Annotated in this window: 20 protein-coding genes and 1 tRNA gene; 17 read left to right on the forward strand and 4 right to left on the reverse strand. The window is 48.3% G+C overall.

Going from position 1 to position 21174, the window contains the following annotated elements:
• Positions 1-175 precede the first annotated feature (175 nt).
• From hpnD to apaG, 6 genes are all read left to right on the forward strand, one after another.
• Positions 176-1024: a presqualene diphosphate synthase HpnD gene (gene hpnD, locus HMPREF2872_RS00075; RefSeq protein ID WP_070630303.1), complete on the forward strand. Its 849-nt coding sequence runs from the start codon at positions 176-178 to the stop codon at positions 1022-1024.
• Positions 1021-2328 (forward strand): hydroxysqualene dehydroxylase HpnE, encoded by a 1308-nt coding sequence (gene hpnE / locus HMPREF2872_RS00080; RefSeq protein WP_070630305.1) that lies wholly within the window; start codon positions 1021-1023, stop codon positions 2326-2328. The genes hpnD and hpnE overlap by 4 nt, the downstream gene beginning before the upstream one ends.
• 95 nt (positions 2329-2423) lie before the next feature.
• Positions 2424-3143, forward strand: a complete 720-nt coding sequence (locus tag HMPREF2872_RS00085) for an SDR family oxidoreductase (protein WP_003682583.1) — start codon at positions 2424-2426, stop codon at positions 3141-3143.
• Positions 3144-3330: 187 nt separating this feature from the next.
• On the forward strand, positions 3331-4287 hold the full coding sequence (gene thiL, locus HMPREF2872_RS00090; protein ID WP_070630307.1) for a thiamine-phosphate kinase: 957 nt from the start codon (positions 3331-3333) through the stop codon (positions 4285-4287).
• Positions 4280-4768 (forward strand): phosphatidylglycerophosphatase A family protein, encoded by a 489-nt coding sequence (locus HMPREF2872_RS00095; protein ID WP_070630340.1) that lies wholly within the window; start codon positions 4280-4282, stop codon positions 4766-4768. Before thiL ends, HMPREF2872_RS00095 begins: the two co-directional genes overlap by 8 nt.
• A 96-nt stretch (positions 4769-4864) precedes the next feature.
• Positions 4865-5233 carry a Co2+/Mg2+ efflux protein ApaG gene (apaG, locus tag HMPREF2872_RS00100; RefSeq protein WP_049350701.1) on the forward strand — a complete coding sequence of 123 codons (369 nt, stop codon included), beginning with the start codon at positions 4865-4867 and terminating at the stop codon, positions 5231-5233.
• A gap of 67 nt (positions 5234-5300) precedes the next feature.
• Here the strand turns inward: apaG and HMPREF2872_RS00105 are convergent, their stop codons facing one another.
• Complete coding sequence (locus HMPREF2872_RS00105) at positions 5301-5597, reverse strand: DUF2288 domain-containing protein (protein WP_004520632.1); 297 nt, start codon at positions 5595-5597, stop codon at positions 5301-5303.
• Between the two features lie 270 nt (positions 5598-5867).
• On the opposite strand from HMPREF2872_RS00105, the gene HMPREF2872_RS00115 reads away from it, so the two are divergent.
• The 4 genes from HMPREF2872_RS00115 (at position 5868) to HMPREF2872_RS00130 (ending at position 10134) form a co-directional block, all read left to right on the forward strand.
• A complete protein-coding gene (locus HMPREF2872_RS00115; protein ID WP_210398831.1) occupies positions 5868-6593 on the forward strand; it encodes a metal ABC transporter ATP-binding protein in 726 nt (241 codons plus the stop codon).
• Positions 6594-6668: 75 nt separating this feature from the next.
• Positions 6669-7544 (forward strand): metal ABC transporter permease, encoded by an 876-nt coding sequence (locus tag HMPREF2872_RS00120; protein WP_070630309.1) that lies wholly within the window; start codon positions 6669-6671, stop codon positions 7542-7544.
• A 79-nt stretch (positions 7545-7623) separates the two neighbouring features.
• Positions 7624-8529: a metal ABC transporter solute-binding protein, Zn/Mn family gene (locus HMPREF2872_RS00125; protein ID WP_141752822.1), complete on the forward strand. Its 906-nt coding sequence runs from the start codon at positions 7624-7626 to the stop codon at positions 8527-8529.
• Positions 8530-8796: 267 nt separating this feature from the next.
• On the forward strand, positions 8797-10134 hold the full coding sequence (locus tag HMPREF2872_RS00130) for a sodium-dependent transporter (RefSeq protein ID WP_070630311.1): 1338 nt from the start codon (positions 8797-8799) through the stop codon (positions 10132-10134).
• Between the two features lie 127 nt (positions 10135-10261).
• On the opposite strand, the gene HMPREF2872_RS00135 is transcribed toward HMPREF2872_RS00130, so the two are convergent.
• The gene (locus HMPREF2872_RS00135; RefSeq protein ID WP_070630313.1) at positions 10262-12238 is read right to left on the reverse strand and encodes a TonB-dependent copper receptor; all 1977 of its coding nucleotides are present in this window, start codon (positions 12236-12238) and stop codon (positions 10262-10264) included.
• Between the two features lie 429 nt (positions 12239-12667).
• Here HMPREF2872_RS00135 and HMPREF2872_RS00140 point away from each other — a divergent pair, with 429 nt between their 5' ends.
• Both HMPREF2872_RS00140 and HMPREF2872_RS00145 read left to right on the forward strand, forming a co-directional pair.
• Positions 12668-13441 (forward strand): FadR/GntR family transcriptional regulator, encoded by a 774-nt coding sequence (locus HMPREF2872_RS00140; RefSeq protein ID WP_070630314.1) that lies wholly within the window; start codon positions 12668-12670, stop codon positions 13439-13441.
• 110 nt (positions 13442-13551) lie between these two features.
• Positions 13552-14745, forward strand: coding sequence for an amino acid aminotransferase (locus HMPREF2872_RS00145; RefSeq protein ID WP_070630316.1), 1194 nt, complete (start codon positions 13552-13554; stop codon positions 14743-14745).
• Positions 14746-14836: 91 nt separating this feature from the next.
• Here the strand turns inward: HMPREF2872_RS00145 and HMPREF2872_RS00150 are convergent.
• Positions 14837-14912 (reverse strand) — tRNA-Arg (locus HMPREF2872_RS00150).
• Between the two features lie 285 nt (positions 14913-15197).
• On the opposite strand from HMPREF2872_RS00150, the gene HMPREF2872_RS00155 reads away from it, so the two are divergent.
• Both HMPREF2872_RS00155 and glmM read left to right on the forward strand, forming a co-directional pair.
• Positions 15198-16055, forward strand: a complete 858-nt coding sequence (locus tag HMPREF2872_RS00155) for a c-type cytochrome (protein ID WP_003685059.1) — start codon at positions 15198-15200, stop codon at positions 16053-16055.
• A gap of 199 nt (positions 16056-16254) precedes the next feature.
• On the forward strand, positions 16255-17592 hold the full coding sequence (gene glmM / locus HMPREF2872_RS00160; protein ID WP_049329113.1) for a phosphoglucosamine mutase: 1338 nt from the start codon (positions 16255-16257) through the stop codon (positions 17590-17592).
• A 76-nt stretch (positions 17593-17668) separates the two neighbouring features.
• Here glmM and lolA read toward each other — a convergent pair whose 3' ends face one another.
• Positions 17669-18289 carry an outer membrane lipoprotein periplasmic chaperone LolA gene (gene lolA, locus HMPREF2872_RS00165; RefSeq protein ID WP_003682545.1) on the reverse strand — a complete coding sequence of 207 codons (621 nt, stop codon included), beginning with the start codon at positions 18287-18289 and terminating at the stop codon, positions 17669-17671.
• 289 nt (positions 18290-18578) lie between these two features.
• Here lolA and HMPREF2872_RS00170 point away from each other — a divergent pair, with 289 nt between their 5' ends.
• The 3 genes from HMPREF2872_RS00170 to HMPREF2872_RS00180 all read left to right on the forward strand — a co-directional run bounded on the left by HMPREF2872_RS00170 (position 18579) and on the right by HMPREF2872_RS00180 (position 21089).
• A complete protein-coding gene (locus HMPREF2872_RS00170) occupies positions 18579-19409 on the forward strand; it encodes a ferritin-like domain-containing protein (RefSeq protein WP_070630318.1) in 831 nt (276 codons plus the stop codon).
• A gap of 15 nt (positions 19410-19424) precedes the next feature.
• Positions 19425-20369, forward strand: a complete 945-nt coding sequence (locus tag HMPREF2872_RS00175) for a cation diffusion facilitator family transporter (RefSeq protein WP_070630320.1) — start codon at positions 19425-19427, stop codon at positions 20367-20369.
• Between the two features lie 69 nt (positions 20370-20438).
• Positions 20439-21089 (forward strand): HAD family hydrolase, encoded by a 651-nt coding sequence (locus HMPREF2872_RS00180; protein WP_070630321.1) that lies wholly within the window; start codon positions 20439-20441, stop codon positions 21087-21089.
• Positions 21090-21174: the final 85 nt, after the last annotated feature.

Here is a 21174-nt window from a genome sequence, read left to right on the forward strand (position 1 = left end):
TGGTCATGCTGTTGGTTTCGATATTGGCGACGTAGGATATTAGGCCGTCTGAAAGATACTTAAGATTAGTTTTCAGACGGCCTTGTTGTAAGATGAGATTTGATATTGGCGTACTTTTTTAAATACAGATAAAATCCCTGCTAATTATTTATAACGATATTTTTTAGGATACACAGTGCTTGCTTTGGATTATTGTCATCAAAAGGCTGCAGAAAGCCATTCCAGTTTTTTATCCGGCTTTCGTTTTTTATCGCTAGAAAAACGGAATGCGATCACTGTTTTATACGCTTTTTGTCGCGAACTAGATGATGTGGTTGATGGCAGTACCAATCCAAATGTAGCTCAGATAACATTGAATTGGTGGCGCAGTGATTTGGAGAAAGTATTTAATAATGAGATGCCGGAGCATCCTGTTCATCAGGCTTTAAAAGATATTCGGGCAAATTTTGACTTGCCGAAGAATGAATTTGAAGCTTTGATTGATGGCATGCAGATGGATTTGGAGCAGGCTCGTTATGGTAGTTTTGATGAATTAAAGCTGTATTGCCACCGTGTTGCCGGGGTAGTGGGTTGTCTTATTGCGCGGATTTTAGGTTTTTCCAATCCGAAAACTTTGGAATATGCGGACAAAATGGGCTTGGCTTTGCAGTTGACGAACATTATTCGCGATGTGGGCGAAGATGCGCGGCAGGGAAGAATTTATCTGCCTATAGAGGAAATGCAGAAGTTTGACGTACCTGCCAACGTAATTATGCAGTGCAAACCGACAGACAATTTTGCAAAATTGATGCAGTTTCAAGTGAATAGGGCGCGTGAAACTTATCGTGAAGCGATGTTGCTTTTGCCGGCTGAGGATAAGAAATCGCAAAAAGTCGGCCTAATTATGGCGGCTATTTATTATGCGTTATTGAATGAAATCAACTGTGATGGTGCGCAAAATGTGTTGACTTATAAAATTGCGATTCCTTCTCCACGTAAAAAACGTATTGCTTTGAAAACTTGGCTGTTTGGATTTAAACCATGAATACTAAGCGTCCAAAAATTGCTGTGATTGGTGCCGGTTGGGCAGGTTTGTCTGCGGCGGTTTCCCTGATTCATCGAGCCGATATTTCTTTGTTTGAGGCTGGGAGACAGGCTGGCGGTAGGGCGCGTGCCTTGGCTGGGAAAGATGATGGATTCAGCTTTTTGGATAATGGGCAGCACATCTTGTTGGGTGCGTATCATGGTGTTCAAACTTTGATGCAACATATCGGCGTTCAACCTGAATCAGCCTTTTTACGCCAGCCTTTGCGATGGTACATCCATGAGGGATTACAGTTTCAGACGGCCTCTCTGCCTGCGCCTTGGCATTTGCTTGTCGGTATCCTGCATGCGAAAAATCTTTCTTTTTCATTGAAAATCAAATTGCTGTCGGATATGTCGGCATTGCGACGTTGGGCAGCTCATCATAAAACCGATTTGACGGTTGCGAAGTGGTTGAGAACACGAAATGTTCCCCGCAGCCTGCTTGGCCAATTTTGGCAACCTTTGGTTTGGGGTGCTTTAAATACGCCGTTAGAACAGGCATCGTTGCGCAATTTATGTAATGTATTGAATGATGGCGTGTGGTCTGAAAAGGAGAACAGCGATTATCTTTTGCCTAAGCAGGATTTAGGGCGGATCGTAGCCGAGCCGGCTTTGGATTTTCTACACAAACATGGTGCAAAGATACATCTTGAAACTCGTGTTTCCCATTTAAATCATCATATTGATGGTAGAATTGAAATCAATGGCGAAATATTTGATGCGGTGATTTTGGCTGTTGCGCCATATCATGTTGACGCACTTCTGCCTAAAGATACGCCTGATTATATTCAGACGGCCTATCAATCGTTGTACTATCATGCGATTACTACGGTTTATTTGCGTTATGCCCAAGCAGTCAAACTGCCTGCACCTTTAACCGGGTTTTCTGATGGTACGGCGCAATGGGTACTGCATCGGGGGGCGTTGGGTTTGCCGGATAATGAAGTCGCAGTCGTTATCAGCGTTTCCGATTGCACCGAGGCTTGGAAGGATAAAGATTTGGCTGAGAAAGTTCATGCGGACATTAAGCGGATTTGTCCGGATTTGGGTAAGCCTGAAGCCGTACGTATTATTACGGAAAAACGCGCGACTACGGCGGCAACGGTTGATTTTGTACAACCTGATTTCTCATGGTTGCACCATCGCCGTATTTATCCGGCCGGCGACTACCTCCATCCGCGCTATCCGGCAACATTGGAGGCTGCGGTTCAGTCTGGCTTTGCAGCGGCTGAAAAGCTTATGCTGGATTTGCAGGTTGAATAAACTGAGGCCGTCTGAATGTTCAGACGGCCTTTTTGACTTTACAAAACTTACCAAGCCGATACAATATCCGAAACCATAAAGTTCAAGGAACAGTCATGACGACATTAGCGAACAAAACCATCTTGATTACCGGCGCATCCCAAGGCTTGGGCGAGCAGGTTGCCAAAGCTTATGCGGCTGCCGGAGCGACTGTCATTTTGGTGGCGCGTCATCAAAAGCGTTTAGAAAAAGTATATGATGCCATTGTGGCTGCGGGCAGCCCTGAGCCGTTTGCCATCTGCTTTGATTTGATGAGTGCGGAGGAGAAAGAGTTTAAGCAATTCGCGGAAACTATTGATGAAGCAACCGGCGGAAAATTGGATGGCGTGGTGCATTGTGCCAGCTATTTCTATGCCTTGTCGCCATTGGACTTCCAAACCGTATCGGAATGGGTCAACCAATACCGCATCAATACCGTTGCGCCTATGGGCTTGACCCGTGCGCTGTTCCCATTGTTGAAGCAATCCGAAGACGCTTCTGTGATTTTTGTCGGCGAAAGCCACGGTGAGAAACCGCAAGCCTATTGGGGCGGTTTTGGTGCCTCCAAAGCCGCGCTCAATTATTTGTGTAAAGTGGCCGCGGATGAGTGGGAACGTTTTGACAACCTGCGTGCCAATGTTTTGGTGCCGGGTGCCATTAATTCGCCGCAACGTATCAAATCTCATCCGGGCGAATCGAAAAGCGAACGTAAAAACTACGAAGATGTCCTGCCGCAATTTATTTGGTGGGCAAGTCAAGAGAGCAGGGGGCGGACAGGCGAAATCGTCTATCTGTAAATATACCTGCTCAGAGTGGTTTGAAAACATAAGGCCGTCTGAAATATATATTTTCAGACGGTCTTTAACTTATTGAGTTTTATATCTAAATAATATGGAAGTTTGATGTTTGACGTGTTAACAGACAAACATTAAGCTGGCACAAAATTAGATATGGTAATCTAAGTTATAGTTATATTGGATAAATATGACGGAATTTGACTTTATCAGACAATATTTGCAGCGACAAAAATCGGAAGGTCTGATTTTGGGCATAGGGGACGATGCCGCTATTATTCGCCCAAGTAACGGATTTGATTTATGTTTTAGCGCTGATATGTTGGTCAAAGGCAGACATTTTTTTGAAGATGTTTTGCCTGAAGATTTGGCATGGAAAATGCTTGCAGTAAATTTATCCGATATGGCCGCTATGGGTGCCAAGCCGCGTTGGGTGTTGCTCAGTGCTGCCTTGCCTGAATTGAATCAAGACTGGCTCAAACGTTTTTGCGATAGCTTTTTTGCTTTGGCCGCGCGTTTTGATACGGTGTTGATTGGTGGGGATACCACCAAAGGCGATTTGGTCTTTAATGTAACGATAGTAGGTGAAGTTCCGACAGGGTGTGCCCTGCGGCGTGATGCGGCCGAAGTTGGCGACGATATTTGGGTATCGGGTCGGTTGGGTTTGGCTGCCGCTGCGTTGAACAAACATCTGGGGCATTATCTATTGCCGTCTGAAATCATGGCGGTTTGCGATGATAAATTGCTCCGTCCGGAACCGCGCGTTTCATTGGGGCAGGCATTGTTGCCGTTTGCCCATGCTGCGCAAGATGTTTCAGACGGCCTGGCTCAAGATGTGGGGCATATTTTAAAAGCCTCTGCTGTCGGGGCGGAAATATTTGCCGATTGTGTGCCGTCGTTGCCTGAATTGAAAAACGTTTTGTCGCGCGAACAATGGTTGTCGGCAGTATTGGCCGGCGGCGATGATTACGAACTGATTTTTACTGCTGCTCCAGAAGACAGGGAACGTGTTTGTCAGGCAGCGGAACAAAGTGGCGTACCGGTCGCCCGAATTGGTAAAATTACCGACTCAGGCCGTCTGAATATTTTAGATGCCGAAGGCGGCGTATTGGAACTGACTTCTTTAGGATTTGATCATTTTGGCTGAACGTAAACCTACTTTTTCTTGGCTGTTGCAAAAACCATTGTGTTTTTTAGGATTCGGTTTCGGCAGCGGCTTGTCGCCGGTTGCGCCGGGTATGGCCGGAACGCTGGCAGCATTACCTCTGGCTTTTGTATTGTGCCTGTTGGGCATAGACGGCTGGATATTGCTTTTATTATGTATCGCCTTGTTTTTCTGGGGTATCCGCATTTGCGGTTATACCGAGAAGGAACTGGGTATTCAGGATTACGGCGGTATCGTCTGGGATGAAATTGTCGCGATGCTGCTGGTGCTGTCGCTGATTCCGTTTAAATGGGGCTGGTGGTTGGCGGCTTTTGTTATTTTCCGCTTGTTTGATGCGTTGAAACCATGGCCGATCAAATGGTTTGACCGGCGGATTCATGGAGGTTTAGGCATTATGCTTGATGATTTGATTGCGGCTGTGATGACCTTGATGGTCTTGGGCCTGTTTTATTGGATTGCGTGATGCGTTTTAAGTGTTTCGACCCTTTGCAAAAATAGGGCGGACACGCCGGAATTATCCGGATTGAAATAAAATAAATACCATACGGGGTAAACAATTATGAATGAAATCGAGATTAACGTGGAGCCGCGTTATATGGCCGGTCAGAGCGACGTCTATCGCGACCGCTATGCCTTCAATTATCTGATTACCATCTGCAACCGCAGTGATGAAATCATTACTTTGCGTCAGCGTTTTTGGGAAATCACCGACGGACACGGTGAGACAGAGCAGGTCGGTCATGCCGGTCTGATTGAAGAGCAACCTGTTTTGTACCCGGGCGAAGCCTATGAGTACCACAGCGGTTCGCAAATCAGCACGCCTTGGGGCAGCATCGAAGGCGCTTATGAATTTGAAGACAGCATCGGCAAACGTTTCGTTATCGGGGTGCCGAAGCTTGAATTCAAAGCAGGCTTTACTTTGCAATAGGCCGTCTGAAAAAATGGAAAACCGGAACATGAGAAATGTTCCAGTTTTGTTTTTTCAGACGGCCTTATCAGTCTTTGCAAGGCTGTACCAATACCCACGGCGCCACGACAACCGCCCACATTTCCTGCTTATCCGCTAAAAATGTGCGCGCCATATCATCGCTGATGGCACCGAATTTGCCTTGTTCCATCCATTGTTTCAATGGTGCGGCTTCATCTTCGGCAACATGGCGGGCGACGGCAATCAAATCCAAATCAGGCGCAACATAGACGGCGGCACCGCGTGCGAAGTGGGGTTGCAGCTCTTCCCATGAAATGCGGGCGGTTTCGGTATTGAGTTTTTCGTTTAAGAGTGGAATAGACATAGGACAATCATCAAATAAAAAACGGATTGTAACCGATATTCGGCCTTTTGCCCGATGCCGTCTGAAAACGAAAGAAATTTACAGGGTTAACGTTATACAGTATCATTTTAATGTTTTAATTTTCTTTCAGACGGCCTGTAGTCCGTATTCGGGCAAGGGCGGTTTTAGGCTTATGAATTCTGTATTGTTGACCGGATTGCTGCAAAGGCTGCTGATTGCGCTTGTCGCATTGGCGGCGTTGTGGGCTGTATATTTTTGGGCGGTATCGCCATGAGTATTGTGGTGGAAAATCTGACGGTCAGCTATCAACGCAGGCCGGTGGTGCACCATGTCGATATGGTGTTTGAAGATGGCAAGATGTGGACGATTTTCGGGCCGAACGGCGCGGGTAAATCGACTTTGCTCAAAGCTATTATGGGCTTGCAGAAGACGGACACGGGCAGCGTGCGCTATGAAAATATGGCGCGCAAGGATATTGCCTATCTGCCGCAGCAGTCGGATATTGACCGCAGCCAGCCGATGACGGTGTTTGAACTGGCGGCGATGGGGCTGTGGTATGAAATCGGATTTTTCGGACGCGTGAACGCGGAGCAGAAAAAGCGCGTAATGGCGGCTTTGGAACGCGTGGAAATGCAGGATTTTGCCACGCGCCAAATTGCGCACTTGTCCAATGGCCAGTTCCAACGTGTATTATTCGCGCGGATGCTGGTGCAGGATGCCAAATTTTTGCTGCTGGACGAACCATTTAATGCGGTGGATGCACGGACGACTTATGCGCTGTTGGAAGTTTTGCGCCAGTGCCATCAGGACGGTCAGGCAGTGATTGCCGTGTTGCATGATTACGAGCAGGTAAGGGCATATTTTGCCAACACGCTGCTTTTGGCGCGTGAAAAAGTGACTGCCGGTGCGACGGAAAATGTGTTGACCGATGAATTTTTGGCACAGGCAAACCGAATGATGCAGAAACAGGAAGCGGCCGATTGGTGCGCGGTTTAATGGACAAGGCCGTCTGAAAGTAAGTGTTTTCAGACGGCCTAAGGCTTTCAGGGATTAATAAAAAAGCGATAAAACATGGATTTATATGATTTGGTCGTTGCGCCGTTCGCCGAATTTGACTTTATGCGCTATGCCTTGGCGTCGATTTTCTGCCTGGCGTTGAGCGCGGCTCCTGTCGGTGTGTTTTTGGTGATGCGCCGCATGAGTTTGGTGGGCGACGCCTTGAGCCATGCGGTTTTGCCCGGTGCGGCCATTGGCTATATGTTTGCCGGCTTGAGTTTGCCTGCGATGAGTGTCGGCGGTTTTGCGGCCGGTTTGCTGATGGCTTTGTTGGCAGGTTTGGTCAGCCGGTTTACTTCATTGAAAGAGGATGCGAACTTTGCCGCATTTTATTTGAGCAGCCTTGCCATCGGCGTGGTTTTGGTCAGCAAAAACGGCAGCAGCGTCGATTTGCTGCATTTGCTGTTTGGCTCGGTGTTGGCGGTGGATATTCCGGCTTTGCAGCTGATTGCCGCTTCTGCGAGTGTCACTATTTTGCTGATGGCGGTCATGTTCCGCCCGCTGGTGTTGGAAAGCATAGATCCTTTGTTCCTCAAGGCTGTCGGCGGCAAGGGCGGCTTTTGGCATGTGTTGTTTTTGGTGCTGGTCGTGATGAATCTGGTTGCCGGTTTTCAGGCATTGGGTACGCTGATGTCAGTCGGCTTGATGATGTTGCCGGCGATTACCGCCAGACTGTGGGCGAAAAGCATGGGTTGGCTGATGATTTTGTCTGTCGCATTGGCTTTACTTTGCGGCTTGGCAGGACTGTTGTTTTCCTACCATATCGAAATCCCGTCCGGCCCTGCGATTATTTTATGCTGCGGCACGCTTTACCTGATTTCCGTTGTGTTCGGTTGGGAGGGCGGCATTTTGGCAAAATGGCTGCGCCGCAAGAAACACCGCACGGCATAATTTTTCAGACGGCCGCTTGAATAATCAGGCGGTCTGTCTTATGATGATGTTAATGTTACGTTATATCACTGGAGAGAATATGAAACATTGGAAACTCGGCATTGTTGCCGCATTATTGACCGGTGCCGCTTATGCCGCTCCACTGCCTGTTGTGACCAGCTTCAGCATTTTGGGCGACGTGGCCAAACAGATTGGTGGCGACCGTGTGGCCGTTCAAAGTTTGGTCGGTGCCAACCAAGACAGCCATGCCTACCACATGACCAGTGGCGACATCAAAAAAATCCGCAGTGCCAAATTGGTATTGCTCAACGGCTTAGGCTTAGAAGCCGCCGATGTACAGCGCGCAGTCAAACAGAGCAAAGTTCCTTTTGCCGAAGCGACCAAAGGCATTCAGGCGTTGAAAGCAGAAGAGGGCGGCCATCATCATGACCACGATCACGAAGGCCATCATCACGACCACGGCGAATTTGACCCGCACGTTTGGACCGACCCCGTCCTGATGGGTACTTATGCGCAAAACGTTGCCAATGCTTTGATTCAAGCCGACCCTGAAGGCAAAACCTACTATCAGCAACGTTTGGGCAACTATCAAATGCAGCTGAAAAAACTGCACAGCGATGTACAGGCTGCCTTTAATGCCGTACCTGCCGCCAAGCGTAAAGTCTTGACCGGACACGATGCGTTCTCTTACATGGGCAAACGCTACAATATTGAATTCATCGCCCCTCAAGGCGTGAGCAGCGAAGCCGAGCCGTCTGCCAAACAAGTGGCTTCCATCATCCGCCAAATCAAACGCGAGGGCATTAAAGCCGTCTTTACCGAAAACATCAAAGACACGCGTATGATTGACCGTATTGCCAAAGAAACCGGCGTCAATGTCAGCGGACGTTTGTATTCTGATGCATTGGGTGGCGCACCGGCCAACAGCTACATCGGCATGTACCGCTACAATGTCAAAGTTTTGACCGATGCCATGAAAAAATAAAGCGGCTTAAGGATAAAGGCCGTCTGAAACCTTAAAAACAAGGTTTCAGACGGCCTTTTATATACTTATTTTTAAAATAAACCGTCAAATTTAAAATATAAAAATAAAATTTGTGCTATTAAAAGTTTAATTATCAAAAATTCATGCTAATTTGCTTGGTAAGTACGCACCATCCGTGCGAATTGCTTATCGGCTGTCTGCCGGCCACTCACGGCTTGACTTCACCCTGTTACAATTCGGCATCTTCACGTTTCTTAATATTACATCATGAGCAACCATTCATCTTGGTCATCCAAAATCGGCTTTGTGCTTGCTGCGGCAGGCTCGGCCATCGGTTTGGGTGCAATTTGGAAATTCCCTTATACGGCCGGTACAAATGGCGGCGCCGTATTTTTTCTTTTGTTTTTGATTTTTACGATTTTGGTGGCTTTACCGGTTCAATTGGCCGAGTTTTACATCGGCCGCACGGGCGGTAAAAATGCCATCGATTCTTTCAAAGCATTGCGCCCGGATTCGCAGTGGCCGTGGGTCGGCCGCATGGGCGTGGCCGCGTGTTTTATTTTGCTGTCGTTTTACAGCGTGGTCGGCGGCTGGGTATTGAACTACGTCGTACACAGCTTTACCGGCGAAATTCATGCCGGTGCAGATTTTGAAGCCTTGTTCGGCAAAACGATTTCTTCGCCGTTTGGCTCGCTGTTTTACCAAGGTTTGTTCATGCTGATTACCATTTGGGTGGTCAAAGGCGGCGTTTCAGACGGCATTGAAAAGGCAAACCGCGTGTTGATGCCGGGTTTGTTTATCCTCTTTATTGCATTGGCTATCCGTTCGCTGACCTTACCCGGCGCAATGGAGGGCGTGGCATTCTTGTTGAAACCGGATTGGTCGTATTTGAAGCCCGGCACGATGCTGACTGCTTTGGGGCAGGCATTTTTTGCGTTGAGTATCGGCGTGTCCGCGATGATTACCTATGCTTCGTATTTGGGTAAAGATCAGGATATGTTCCGTTCCGGCCATATGATTATGTGGATGAACCTGTTTGTGTCGCTGCTGGCCGGTTTGGTGATTTTCCCTGCGGTATTTGCCTTCGGTTTTGAACCCGGTCAAGGCCCAGGCTTAATTTTTGTCGTATTACCTGCGGTCTTCATGAAAATGCCGATGGGTACGTATTTATTTGCCGTGTTTATGCTGTTGGTTGTTTTTGCCACGCTGACTTCCGCGTTTTCCATGTTGGAAACCGTCATCGCGGCAACCATCCGCCAAGACGAGAAAAAGCGCAGCAGCCATGCTTGGATAATCGGTATTGCGATTTTTGTGGTCGGCATTCCTTCAGCGCTGTCTTTTGGCGTATGGAGCGATTTTAAAATTTTCGGCAAAACCATTTTTGACTTGTGGGATTTTATTATTTCCGCCGTTATTATGCCGATTGGCGCATTGAGCGTTGCCGTGTTTACGTCATGGGTTCAGGACAAACAGTCTGTCCTGCGCGATGCGGGCATGGGCAGCACCATTCCGAAACAGCTGCTTTACCTGTGGTTGGGTGCGCTTCGCTATCTTGCGCCGATTGCGATTATTGTGGTGTTCATCAACTCTTTGGGTTTGATTTAATTCGATAGTGAACAAACAGTCCGGCGTTGCATTACTTCGCCGGACTGTTTGTTTAAAAATATCATTAAAAATATTAAGGCCGTCTGAAAAATTTTCAGACGGCCTTTTTATATACGCGTGAAGCTGATTAGAACTTCGCTTGCAGCCTCAACCAAGCGGTACGGCCGGGTTCGTTGACTCGCAAGGTTTGTGTGCCTGCTGAAGGGTCGCCGCCTTTGCTGACGAATTCAGCATAGGTTTTGTTGAACACGTTGTCCACGCCGCCTTGTAATGTGGCGTATTTGCTGAATTTCCAACCGGCGTTGAGCGAGAGTACGCCAAATCCCGAAGAAGCGCCGATGTCTTGGCCGACGATATTGCCTTGACCTTTGCTGTAACGGTTTTGTTTGGCCACGACGCGCCATAATGCGCCCGCGCTGAATTTGCCGTTGTCAAAGGCGAGGGTGTTGTTCCACTCGAGCGGCGGCGTTTGTGCCAAAGGTTTGCCGTCGGTGCGGTTTTTGCCATGGGTGTAGGCGAGGCTGGTGCCGACTTCCCAGTTAGGCGCAAATGTCCATTTGACTTCGGCTTCGCCGCCAAAGCGTGAAGCGTTGATGTTGCGCACGCCGAAATTCTTGCCTTGGCGCTCCATCATGATGAAGTCTTTGATGTCGCTGCCGAATACGGATACGGAAGCGTGGAGATTAGGACGTTTCCAGATAATGCCCGCATCAATTTGGCGGTTTTGCTCTGCGCGGATGGCTTTGTTTTCAGACTGCAGGCGTTCCCAGTAGTCAGGTGCGCGTTCGGCAATACCGAAGCCGGCATAGTATTTCAGGCCGTTGTCCGTATTTCTTTCCCAGCGCAGGAATCCTGAGTTCAAATTGAATTTTTGATGTTTCAAAACGGGGTTGGTTACGCGTGCGGTATCGTAATGCGCTTTGACTTGGTCATGGCGCAAACCTGCTACCCAGCGTTGATTGTCGGTTTGCTGCCAAGAGGCTTCGGTGAAAATACCCCATTGTTTGAAACTTTGGTTGGGCATGTAAGGCTTGTGGCTGTAGCCGTCGCCACCACGCTCCATGCGTGCGACGTGGACGTCGTCCAGATAATCCAAACCGGTTTGCAGGTTGAGCTTGTCCCAGTCGAAAGTGGCTTTCAGACGGCCTGTATCGGTATTGCGTTTAGGGTTGTTGGCATTTTTAATCTGCTTGCCGGCACGGTCGTAGATGGTACGCAGGCTGTATGTGTCCATCACGTGGTCGATTTCGCTTTTACCGTAGCGTAGTTCCAACTCGCTGAACCATGGAGTGAGGTTGCGTTGGGTAAAGCGGATGTTCCACGCATCACGGTCGAATTTGCTGCCGTCCATCATGCGGTCGGCGTAGGCAACCTTGGCCCTGCTGCGCTCGTATGTACCGGCAATGGTGGTGTTTTCTGTCGGGGTAACACCCAGTTGCAACATTTGGCTGTCGCGTTTGAAGTTGGAATGAATGCGATTGCCGTCGCCGTCTTTGTAATCGTCGGCTTCGTTATGGGAGATATTGGTACGGACGTAGCCGTATTTGCCGCCGAACTCGGCTTCCAGCGAGCCGTCAAGGCGGTCGTTGCTGCCTGCTGTCAGAGTGGCGTTAATGTTGTAAGGTTTTTCAGTGAAATCAGGATCTTTACGGATAAATTGCACCGAGCCACTGACCAAACCCATACCTTGGGTAACGGTTTGCGGGCCTTTGGTGACCACGACTTGATCAAATGAGTTTGGGTGAATATAGGCAGTCGGCGGGTCCATGCGCATACCGCAACCGCCATAAATAAACTGGTCGTCGGCGTTAACGGACAAGCGCGAGCCGCCCAAGCCACGGAACAGCGGATCGCCCGAGCTGCCGCCTTTGCGGATGATGCTCATATTAGGCACGGATTGCAAAAGGTCTGCCCCGTCACCGGCAGGGAGGGGTTGCAAAGCAGCTTTGGGGTTGAAAGTAACGCGGTTGGCTTTTTCTTGTTGCGTGCCGGTAACGGTGACAGGGGAAAGGGTAACTGTTTCTTCAGGTACAGGGTCAGTGTCTGCCCATGCTTGGGATACGGCTAAGACGATAGGCAAGATAAGTAATGGTGGGTATTTCATGTGGTTTCTCTCTATTATTAAGCATCATGTCGAGTAATACTTAAGCAGTATATACAAAGTTTAGTAAAATTAAAACATACTGTTTTTAACTTATATCAATATTTATCATTATTATCTGCATGTTTTGCTGGTTCGTGATTTGGTTATACCAGTGATGACAAAATCTGATTCTTTTTAAGTGGTTAATGAAAAATGCCAATATGGGTTTAAACTTGATTATTGGGAATTTCATTAATTTAATTATTTAACTGAAAGCAAGAAGATATTTGGTATAGAAAGCGTCATTTGCTTATGATTTTCTATTGATGTTGCGATTTGATAACATTTCTTGACGAAAAAATAGGGGATTGATTAGAATGGGCGGCCAATTGGTCAATCCAATTTATGGCCGTCTGAATAAAACTGTCCTTCAATCATCAGGAATACAACATGACGAAATTGGTTCGTCCGCAAAAAATCAGCGATCAGGTTTTAGCCGTTTTGGAAGAACGTATCGCTACCGGCATTTATGAAGAAGGCAGTAAATTGCCTCCCGAACGTACACTTGCGGAAGAATTCGGCGTATCACGTCCGTCGGTCAGGGTGGCATTGAATATCTTGATTGCCAAGCAGGTTTTGGAAGCGCGGCAGGGCGATGGCTATTATGTTTCCGTCAAGCCGCAACAGGATTTTTTACAAAGCTGGCAGGAGTTGCTCGGCAAACATACCAATTGGGAAACAGACGTATTCGATTTTAGCTGTCATGTTGAAGGCTGTATGGCGGCGCTGGCTGCCGAAAGACGGACTGACGCCGATTTGAAACGCATTGACTTTTGGAGGCAGAAGTTTGAAACGGCTTGTGAAAGCGGAAATTTGGAGCATCAGGCCGAAGCAGACATCAGCTTCCATCAAACCATTGCCGATGCTGCACACAATATCCTATTCAGTCACCTTTCCAGCAGCCTGCTCAAAATGCTTTATCAGCAAACACGCAGTGGCATTATCTATATCCATCAAACCGAAGACCCGCGCCCGACATTGATTGCCCAGCACCGCGCTATTTTTGAAGCCGTTGCTCAGGCTAAACCGGCAGAAGCTGCTGAAGCGGCCAAGCTACATTTGAATTATGTCGCCCGCCGCATTTTGCAGGACAGGGAATATCAAAGCCGCAGCGAGCATGCGGATGTATTGGCGCAAAATGATTTGAAACGGGTAGGTTGGTAGCGTTTAAAAATAATCAGGCCGTCTGAATTTTTCAGACGGCCTGATTTTGCAAATAAAGACTTTTAGTGCCACAATCTTCATCAATTCTGTCTGAAAACAAAGGAAGTACCATGTACCGTCATGTCGAGTATTATCCGGGCGACCCGATTTTGAGTTTGGTTGAAACCTTCAAACGCGACGAGCGTCCTGAAAAAGTCAATTTGAGCATAGGCATTTATTTTGATGACGAAGGCAAAATGCCGGTTTTGGAATCTGTCCGCCGAGCAGAAGCAGAGCGTGCGGCCGTACCGCGACCATCGCCTTATCTGCCGATGGAAGGTTTGGACACTTATCGAGGCGTGGTTCAGTGGTTGTTGTTTGGCAAGGATAATCCGGCATTGGCAGAAGGGCGCGTTGCGACCGTACAGACTTTAGGCGGCTCGGGGGCGTTGAAAGTCGGTGCTGAATTTTTGCACCGGTGGTTCCCTGATGCAAAAGCCTATGTCAGCGATCCGACTTGGGACAATCATAAAGGCATTTTTGAAGGCGCAGGTTTTGAAGTGGGGACGTATCCTTATTACAACCCTGAAACCGTCGGCGTGAAATTTGAAGAAATGACTGCGTTTTTCAAAACATTGTCGGAAAACAGCGTCTTGATCTTGCACCCATGCTGTCAAAACCCGACCGGCGTAGATATGTCGCAAGCACAATGGGATGAAGTGTTGGACATCATCAAAACGCACAAGCTGATTCCATTTATGGATATTGCCTATCAAGGTTTCGGCGAAGATTTGGACAGCGATGCGTATGCAATCCGTAAAGCCGTCGAAATGGGCCTGCCTTTGTTTGTCAGCAACTCTTTCTCGAAAAACCTGTCGCTGTACGGCGAGCGCGTCGGTGGTTTGAGCGTAGTGTGTCCCAATAAGGAAGAAGCAGAGCTGGTGTTCGGACAGTTGAAATTTACCGTCCGCCGCATTTATTCCAGCCCTGCTGCGCATGGTGCATACATCGCTTCTGATGTGATGAACAGCGATGATTTGCGCGCTTTGTGGGAAAACGAGGTTTACGCCATGCGCGACCGCATCCGTGCCATGCGTCAGAAGCTTTATGATGTTTTGACGGCCAAAATCCCCAATCGTGATTTCAGCTATTTCATCAAACAGCGCGGTATGTTCAGCTATACAGGCCTGACCGTAGAGCAGGTACACCGCCTGCGTGACGAGTTTGCCGTTTATTTGCTTGATTCGGGCAGGATGTGTGTGGCCGGGTTGAATGCATCGAATATCGATTATGTGGCCGAGGCATTTGCCAAAGTGTTGCAATAGCCGTTCAATCTGAAATTGAATGTAGTTTTATTTGAAGTAAATCAAAAGGCCGTCTGAAAAATTTTCATCTTTCAGACGGCCTCTTTATAATTGGCGCACCCAACAGGGATCGAACCTGTGACCTCCAGCTTCGGAAACTGACACTCTTCCAACTGAGCTATGGGTGCGGAAGCCGTAAGGTTAACGCATATTGGCTCTATTGGCAAAGTTTATCTTGAAAGTGTCTGAAAGTGGCATTGGCGGTCACTTTTTTGCATGGCTGGAATAATCAATTAACTACAAAGGCTTATAGATTTCAGACGGCCTTTTTGAGGATTTTTGCGTATCTTTTTCTCAAGATGGATTGGAAAGCCTTTGCGAATTCAGTATAATCCAGCAAAATATTGTTAATTGCGTTTAACATATAAACTATAACTTAAAGCACAACCTAACCTAACGGCGAGGCCTACCAAATGAAACAACTCCGCGACCACAAAGCCCAAGGCTCTGCATTGTTCACCCTTGTGAGCGGTATCGTTATTGTTATTGCAGTAATTTTCTTCCTGATCAAATTGGCGGGAAGCGGTTCATTCGGCGATGTTAACGAAACAACCGAAGCTGCGACTCAAACCCGTATCCAGCCAGTCGGCCAACTCAAACTGGGCGACGGCATCCCTGTCGGCGAACGTCAAGGCGACCAGATTTTCAACAAAATCTGTATCCAATGTCACGCGGCGGACAGCATTGTTCCTAACGCGCCTAAATTTGAAAATAAAGGCGATTGGGCTCCTCGTATCGCCCAAGGCTTTGACACCTTGTTCCAACACGCTTTGAACGGTTTCAACGCAATGCCTGCCAAAGGCGGTGCGGCTGATTTGACCGATCAAGAATTGAAACGCGTGATTACTTATATGGCCAACAAAGCCGGCGGTACTTTCCCTGATCCTGATGCTGCGGCTCCTGCCGATGCCGCTGCTTCCGGCGAAGCTGCTTCAGCTCCTGCTGCTGAGGGTGCGGCTCCTGCCGATGCTCCTAAAGCAGATGCTGCCAAAGCTGAAGACAAAGGCGCAGCTGCCGGCGGTGCAGACGGTAAAAAAGTTTACGAAGCCAGTTGCCAAGCATGTCACGGTGGTGCGGTTCCCGGTATTCCTCATGTAGGCAAAAAAGAAGACTGGGCTCCTCGTATCAAACAAGGTAAAGACACCCTGCACAAACATGCAATCGAAGGCTTTAACGCCATGCCTGCCAAAGGCGGTAACGGCAGCCTGAGCGACGATGAAGTGAAAGCTGCAGTTGATTACATGGCTAATCAATCTGGTGCTAAATTCTAAAATTTGACTTTAAATCTCGAATAGAAAGCGCATTCTGCATAGGATGCGCTTTTTTCGTGCAGGAAGGCCTGATCTTGCTATAATACGTAAGTAGTAGATTATGGTTTGTCTGAAAGATTCAGACGGCCTTCAAACACAATATTCTTTTAAAGAAGTTCAACCATATTCACATACGACAAAACAATCACGGAGTTATCTCATGGCAAAAAAATATTTCGGTACTGACGGTGTACGCGGCGAAGTCGGTCAATTCCCTATCAATCCTGATTTTGTCTTGAAATTGGGTTATGCGGCAGGTCAGGTTTTGGTACAGCACGAAGGTGAAATTAAACCGACCGTTTTAATCGGTAAAGACACGCGTATTTCAGGCTATATGCTGGAGGCCGCGCTGATTGCCGGCTTTACTGCCGCAGGTGTCAATGTTATTCAAACCGGCCCTCTGCCGACCCCGGGCGTAGCGTATCTGACCCGCGCTTTGCGTTTGTCTGCCGGTGTGATGATTTCTGCTTCCCATAACGTTTATTCCGACAACGGCATTAAATTCTTTGCAGAAGGCGGTGTGAAGTTGAGCGATGAAATCGAGTTGGAAATCGAAGCCAAAATCGATGAAGAAATGAAAGCCCAGCCGTCCAGCCGTTTGGGCCGCGCGCGCCGGATTAATGGTGCGGATGATCGCTATATCGAGTTCTGTAAATCCACTTTCCCAAGCCATTTGGACTTGCGCGGTCTGAAATTGGTGGTTGACACCGCCAATGGTGCAGGCTATGCAGTTGCGCCTAAAGTATTCCATGAGTTGGGCGCGCAAGTGGTCAGCATCGGTGATGAGCCAAACGGCTATAACATCAATGAGAAATGTGGTGCGACCCATCCGAAAGCTTTGCAAGCGGCTGTGTTGCAAAATGAAGCCGATTACGGCATTGCCTTGGATGGCGATGGCGACCGTTTGATGATGGTTGATCGCAATGGCAAAGTGTATGACGGTGACAGCCTGATTTATGTGATTGCCAAAGCGCGCGCGCACGAAGGCGTGGAAATCGGCGGCGTGGTGGGTACAGTGATGACCAATATGGCGATGGAAATTGCTTTGAAAGAGCAGGGCGTTGATTTCTGCCGCGCCAAAGTGGGCGACCGCTATGTGTTGGAACAACTCCATCAACGCGGTTGGCTGATTGGCGGTGAAGCCAGCGGTCATATTTTGTGCATGGACAAACACAATACCGGCGACGGCATCATTTCCGCGCTGCAAGTTTTGGCCGCATTGCAAACCTTGAATCAAGACCTTGCCACCGTTTGCGCCGATTGGCAGCCGTATCCGCAAACCATGATTAACGTCCGCATCAAAAAAGGCCAAAACTGGCAGGACGCTTCCAAAGAGGCTTTGGCTGAAGTGGAAAAAGAACTCGAAGGCAAAGGCCGCGTGGTCTTGCGCGCATCCGGTACCGAGCCTGTCGTACGCGTGATGGTGGAAGCCAAGCAGGCAGACTGGGCGAAAAAAGGCGCAGAAAAAATTGCCGCTGCCATTCAAGGTCAAAAGTAACAGTGTGTTTGATGTTGAATTGAACTAAATAAAAGGCCGTCTGTTGTTCAGACGGCCTTTGTATTTCATTAGAAGCTTAGTTGCTCAAAACATCAACGCCTTTAGGAGGCGTGAATTTGAACATACCGCTGGAAAGGTTAGGCTTGGTGTTCAAACCGCTGAAGCTGATGCTGGTTTGGTTGCCGAAGCTGTCTTTCAACTGCATGGCGGCGAGGTTGTCGCCTTTGAAGCCGATGCGGATGTATTGATAGCCGGCGTTGTTTTTCTTAGGCGTAGCCAAAACGTAGTCGATACCGTTGGCAGAACCGTCTTCTTTCAGCGTGTAGCTGCTGTCCAATGCGGTTTTGTTGGATAGGATGGCGGCAGGGCTGTCGCCGATGGTTTGGTCTTGTGAGGACTTGGTTACTTGCGCCAAATCTACGTCATAGAGCCAAATGGTTTTGCCGTCGCCAACAATGGTTTGTTTGTAGGGTTTGGTGTATTCCCATTTGAACAAGCCCGGGCGCAGGATTTTGAATGTACCGTGTGTGGTTTGGGTTTTCTTTTTGCTGTGAACGGTTTGGCTGAAGTTGCCGCTGATACCGTCAGCGTCATTATTGAATTTTTTCAGGGCATCCACTGCGCCGGCTTGTGCAAAGCCTATGGCTGAAGAAAGCAGCGCGGCAGCGGTCAGGGTGAACAGTCGGGTAGTTTTCATGTTTTGGTTCCTTGTTCGGAGAGATGGGTTCAGTATAGACGTTATGGTGTAACAGGCAAGGGGCTGAATGGAGGGTTTAATTTGTGTAAATATGAAAAATCCAATCAAGTGACTGAAATAATTTCATTTCTTCAGACGGCCTGCATTTGGTTTTGACGTTTTTTTAATGAAACGAGCAAGGGTTTGGTGTGGTATTTAATGTCATTTTACGGAAAGCGTGAAATTATAGTCTTTCTGTTTGCTTTTTAAAACGGTTATAATATTTGTCTTTTTAAAACAATGGTTTTGTATGTATCTGAATCCTTATCCTTTATTGGAACAGGCTTTGCTGTCGGACAATCCGGATGAAAAGGGAAGGTTGACGCAGACCTTGTTTGCGCAGTTGGGCGAGGCGGAAGGTTTGACGGTTGATGAGTCGAAACCCGTGGATTACCGATTTGCCGGGCATCCTTCACGCCCGCGTTTGGTTGCGCCTTCGGAGGTCACGCCGCGCAAGATGAATACGGTCGAAGGCTATGCGGCCATGTTGCATGCGATTGCGCACATTGAATTTAATGCGATTAATCTGGCTTTGGATGCGGCGTATCGTTTTCGCAATATGCCGTTTCAGTTTGTACGCGATTGGGTAAGGGTAGCGAAAGAAGAAGTGTTCCACTTCGGCTTGATGCGTGGCCGTCTGAACAGCTTGGGCTACGATTACGGCGGCTTTGAAGCGCACGGGCATTTGTGGGATATGGCGTATAAAACTGCTTACGATCCCTTGTTGCGCATGGCTTTGGTGCCGCGGGTATTGGAAGCGCGCGGTTTGGATGTCACGCCGGGTATTCGTGCAAAAGTGGCGCAGCGTGGCGATGTAGAAACCTGCGATGTGTTGGATATTATTTATCGCGATGAGGTGGGACACGTCGCCATCGGCAATCATTGGTATCAGCATCTTTGCCGTGAGCGCGGTTTGGAACCGGTTGCCTTGTTCCGCAGCCTGATTGCGCGTTACGATATGTTTATCTTCCGCGGCTACGTCAATATCGAAGCACGGGAACGTGCTGGATTCAGCCGTTTCGAGCTGGATATGTTGGAAGATTTTGAGAAAAGTTTGAAACAGGATAAAAAGGCCGTCTGAAACGGTAAAATCATCATGGCACATCATCACGATCATTCGCACGCGCATACGCATACCGCCAATAAGCAGGTATTGCGTATTTCCTTTTTCGTCATTGCCGGATTTATGCTGGTTGAGGCGGTCGGCGGCTGGCTGACCAACTCTTTGGCCCTGCTTTCCGATGCGGGGCATATGTTCAGCGATGCGTTTTCGCTGGGCGTGGCATTGTGGGCATTCAAACTGGGCGAGAAACAGACTACGCTGCAAAAGACATTTGGCTATAAGCGTTTTGAAATTTTGACAGCGATGTTTAACGGATTGTCGCTGGTGTTGATTGCGGCAATGATTTTTTATGAAGCAGTCAAACGATTGTTTTATCCGCCGGAAATTTTGACGGGCGGCATGTTGGTGGTCAGTATCATTGGATTGTTGGTCAACATAGGTGTCACTGTATATATGTTGAAGAATGGTGATACCGAAGAAAACGTCAATATGCGCGGCGCGTATCTGCATGTAATCAGCGATTTGTTCGGCTCGATAGGGGCGATTGTCGCAGCGGTACTGATGATGGCGTATGGCTGGCAATGGGCGGATACCGTGGCCAGCGTATTGGTGGTGGCTTTGGTAGGGCGCAGCGGCTGGAAGCTGTTTAAACAGACTTTGCACATTCTGATGGAAGGCGCGCCGGAAAACATCTATACCGATGAGTTGCTCAGCGTTATCCGTAATACGGAAGGCGTAAAATCCGTTCACGACTTGCATGTTTGGACGATTACCAGCAATATCCACGTTTTGTCCTGCCATATTGTTGTCGATGGCAACATGACGGTTGCAGAGTCCGAACAAATCGCCTACCGCATCGAACATGAATTGGCGCGTCACAACATCGTGCATTGTACGATTCAGATTGAAAGCGAACAGCATCCGCATAAAGATGAAGTTTTGTGTTCGCAGGAAATGCACGAACATCATCACCATTAACCATATTCAGGCCGTCTGAAACTTGTTGGATTGTTCAGACGGCCTTCTAAAATCATCAAAGGAACACTTATGACCCAAGCCGTATTATTCGACCTTGACGGCACGCTTGCCGATACTGCACTTGATTTGGGTGGTGCGCTCAACACGGTATTGCGCCGACACGGTTTGCCAGAAAAAAGCATGGATGAAATCCGTCCGCAGGCCAGCCATGGTGCGAGCGGTTTGCTCAAACTTGGTGCAGGCATTACGCCCGACCATCCAAACTATATGCAATGGCGTAAAGAGTTTTTGGACGAATACAGCCGCTGCTATGCCGACCAAACCATCTTGTTCGACGGCGTAAACGAAATGCTGGAAGCCTTAGTTCAACGCGGTATCCAATGGGGCATTATCACCAACAAGCCTATGCGTTTTACCGATGTCCTCGTGCCCAAGCTCGGGTTTACCGTGCCTCCTGCCGTCATTGTCAGCGGCGATACATGCGATGAGCCCAAGCCCAGCGTGAAGCCTATGTTTTATGCGTGCGAACAGATTGGTGTCGAGGCGCAGCGATGCTTTTATGTCGGTGATGCCGAGCGCGATATGCAGGCAGGAAAAAATGCAGGCATGACGACCGTGCTTGCCGATTGGGGCTATATTTCCGCCGAAGACCAAACCGAAAACTGGCTTGCCGATTTCCGTATTGCCACGCCTTTGGATTTGTTGGCAATCTTGCGTTGAAACCCTGTAATAATCCGTTTTCAGACGGCCTGAAACGGCGTAAAATCGTACTAAGTTTGTATTTTTTCAACCGTTTTACTACTTG

Source organism: Neisseria sp. HMSC069H12, from assembly GCF_001812735.1.
Lineage (GTDB): Bacteria > Pseudomonadota > Gammaproteobacteria > Burkholderiales > Neisseriaceae > Neisseria > Neisseria subflava.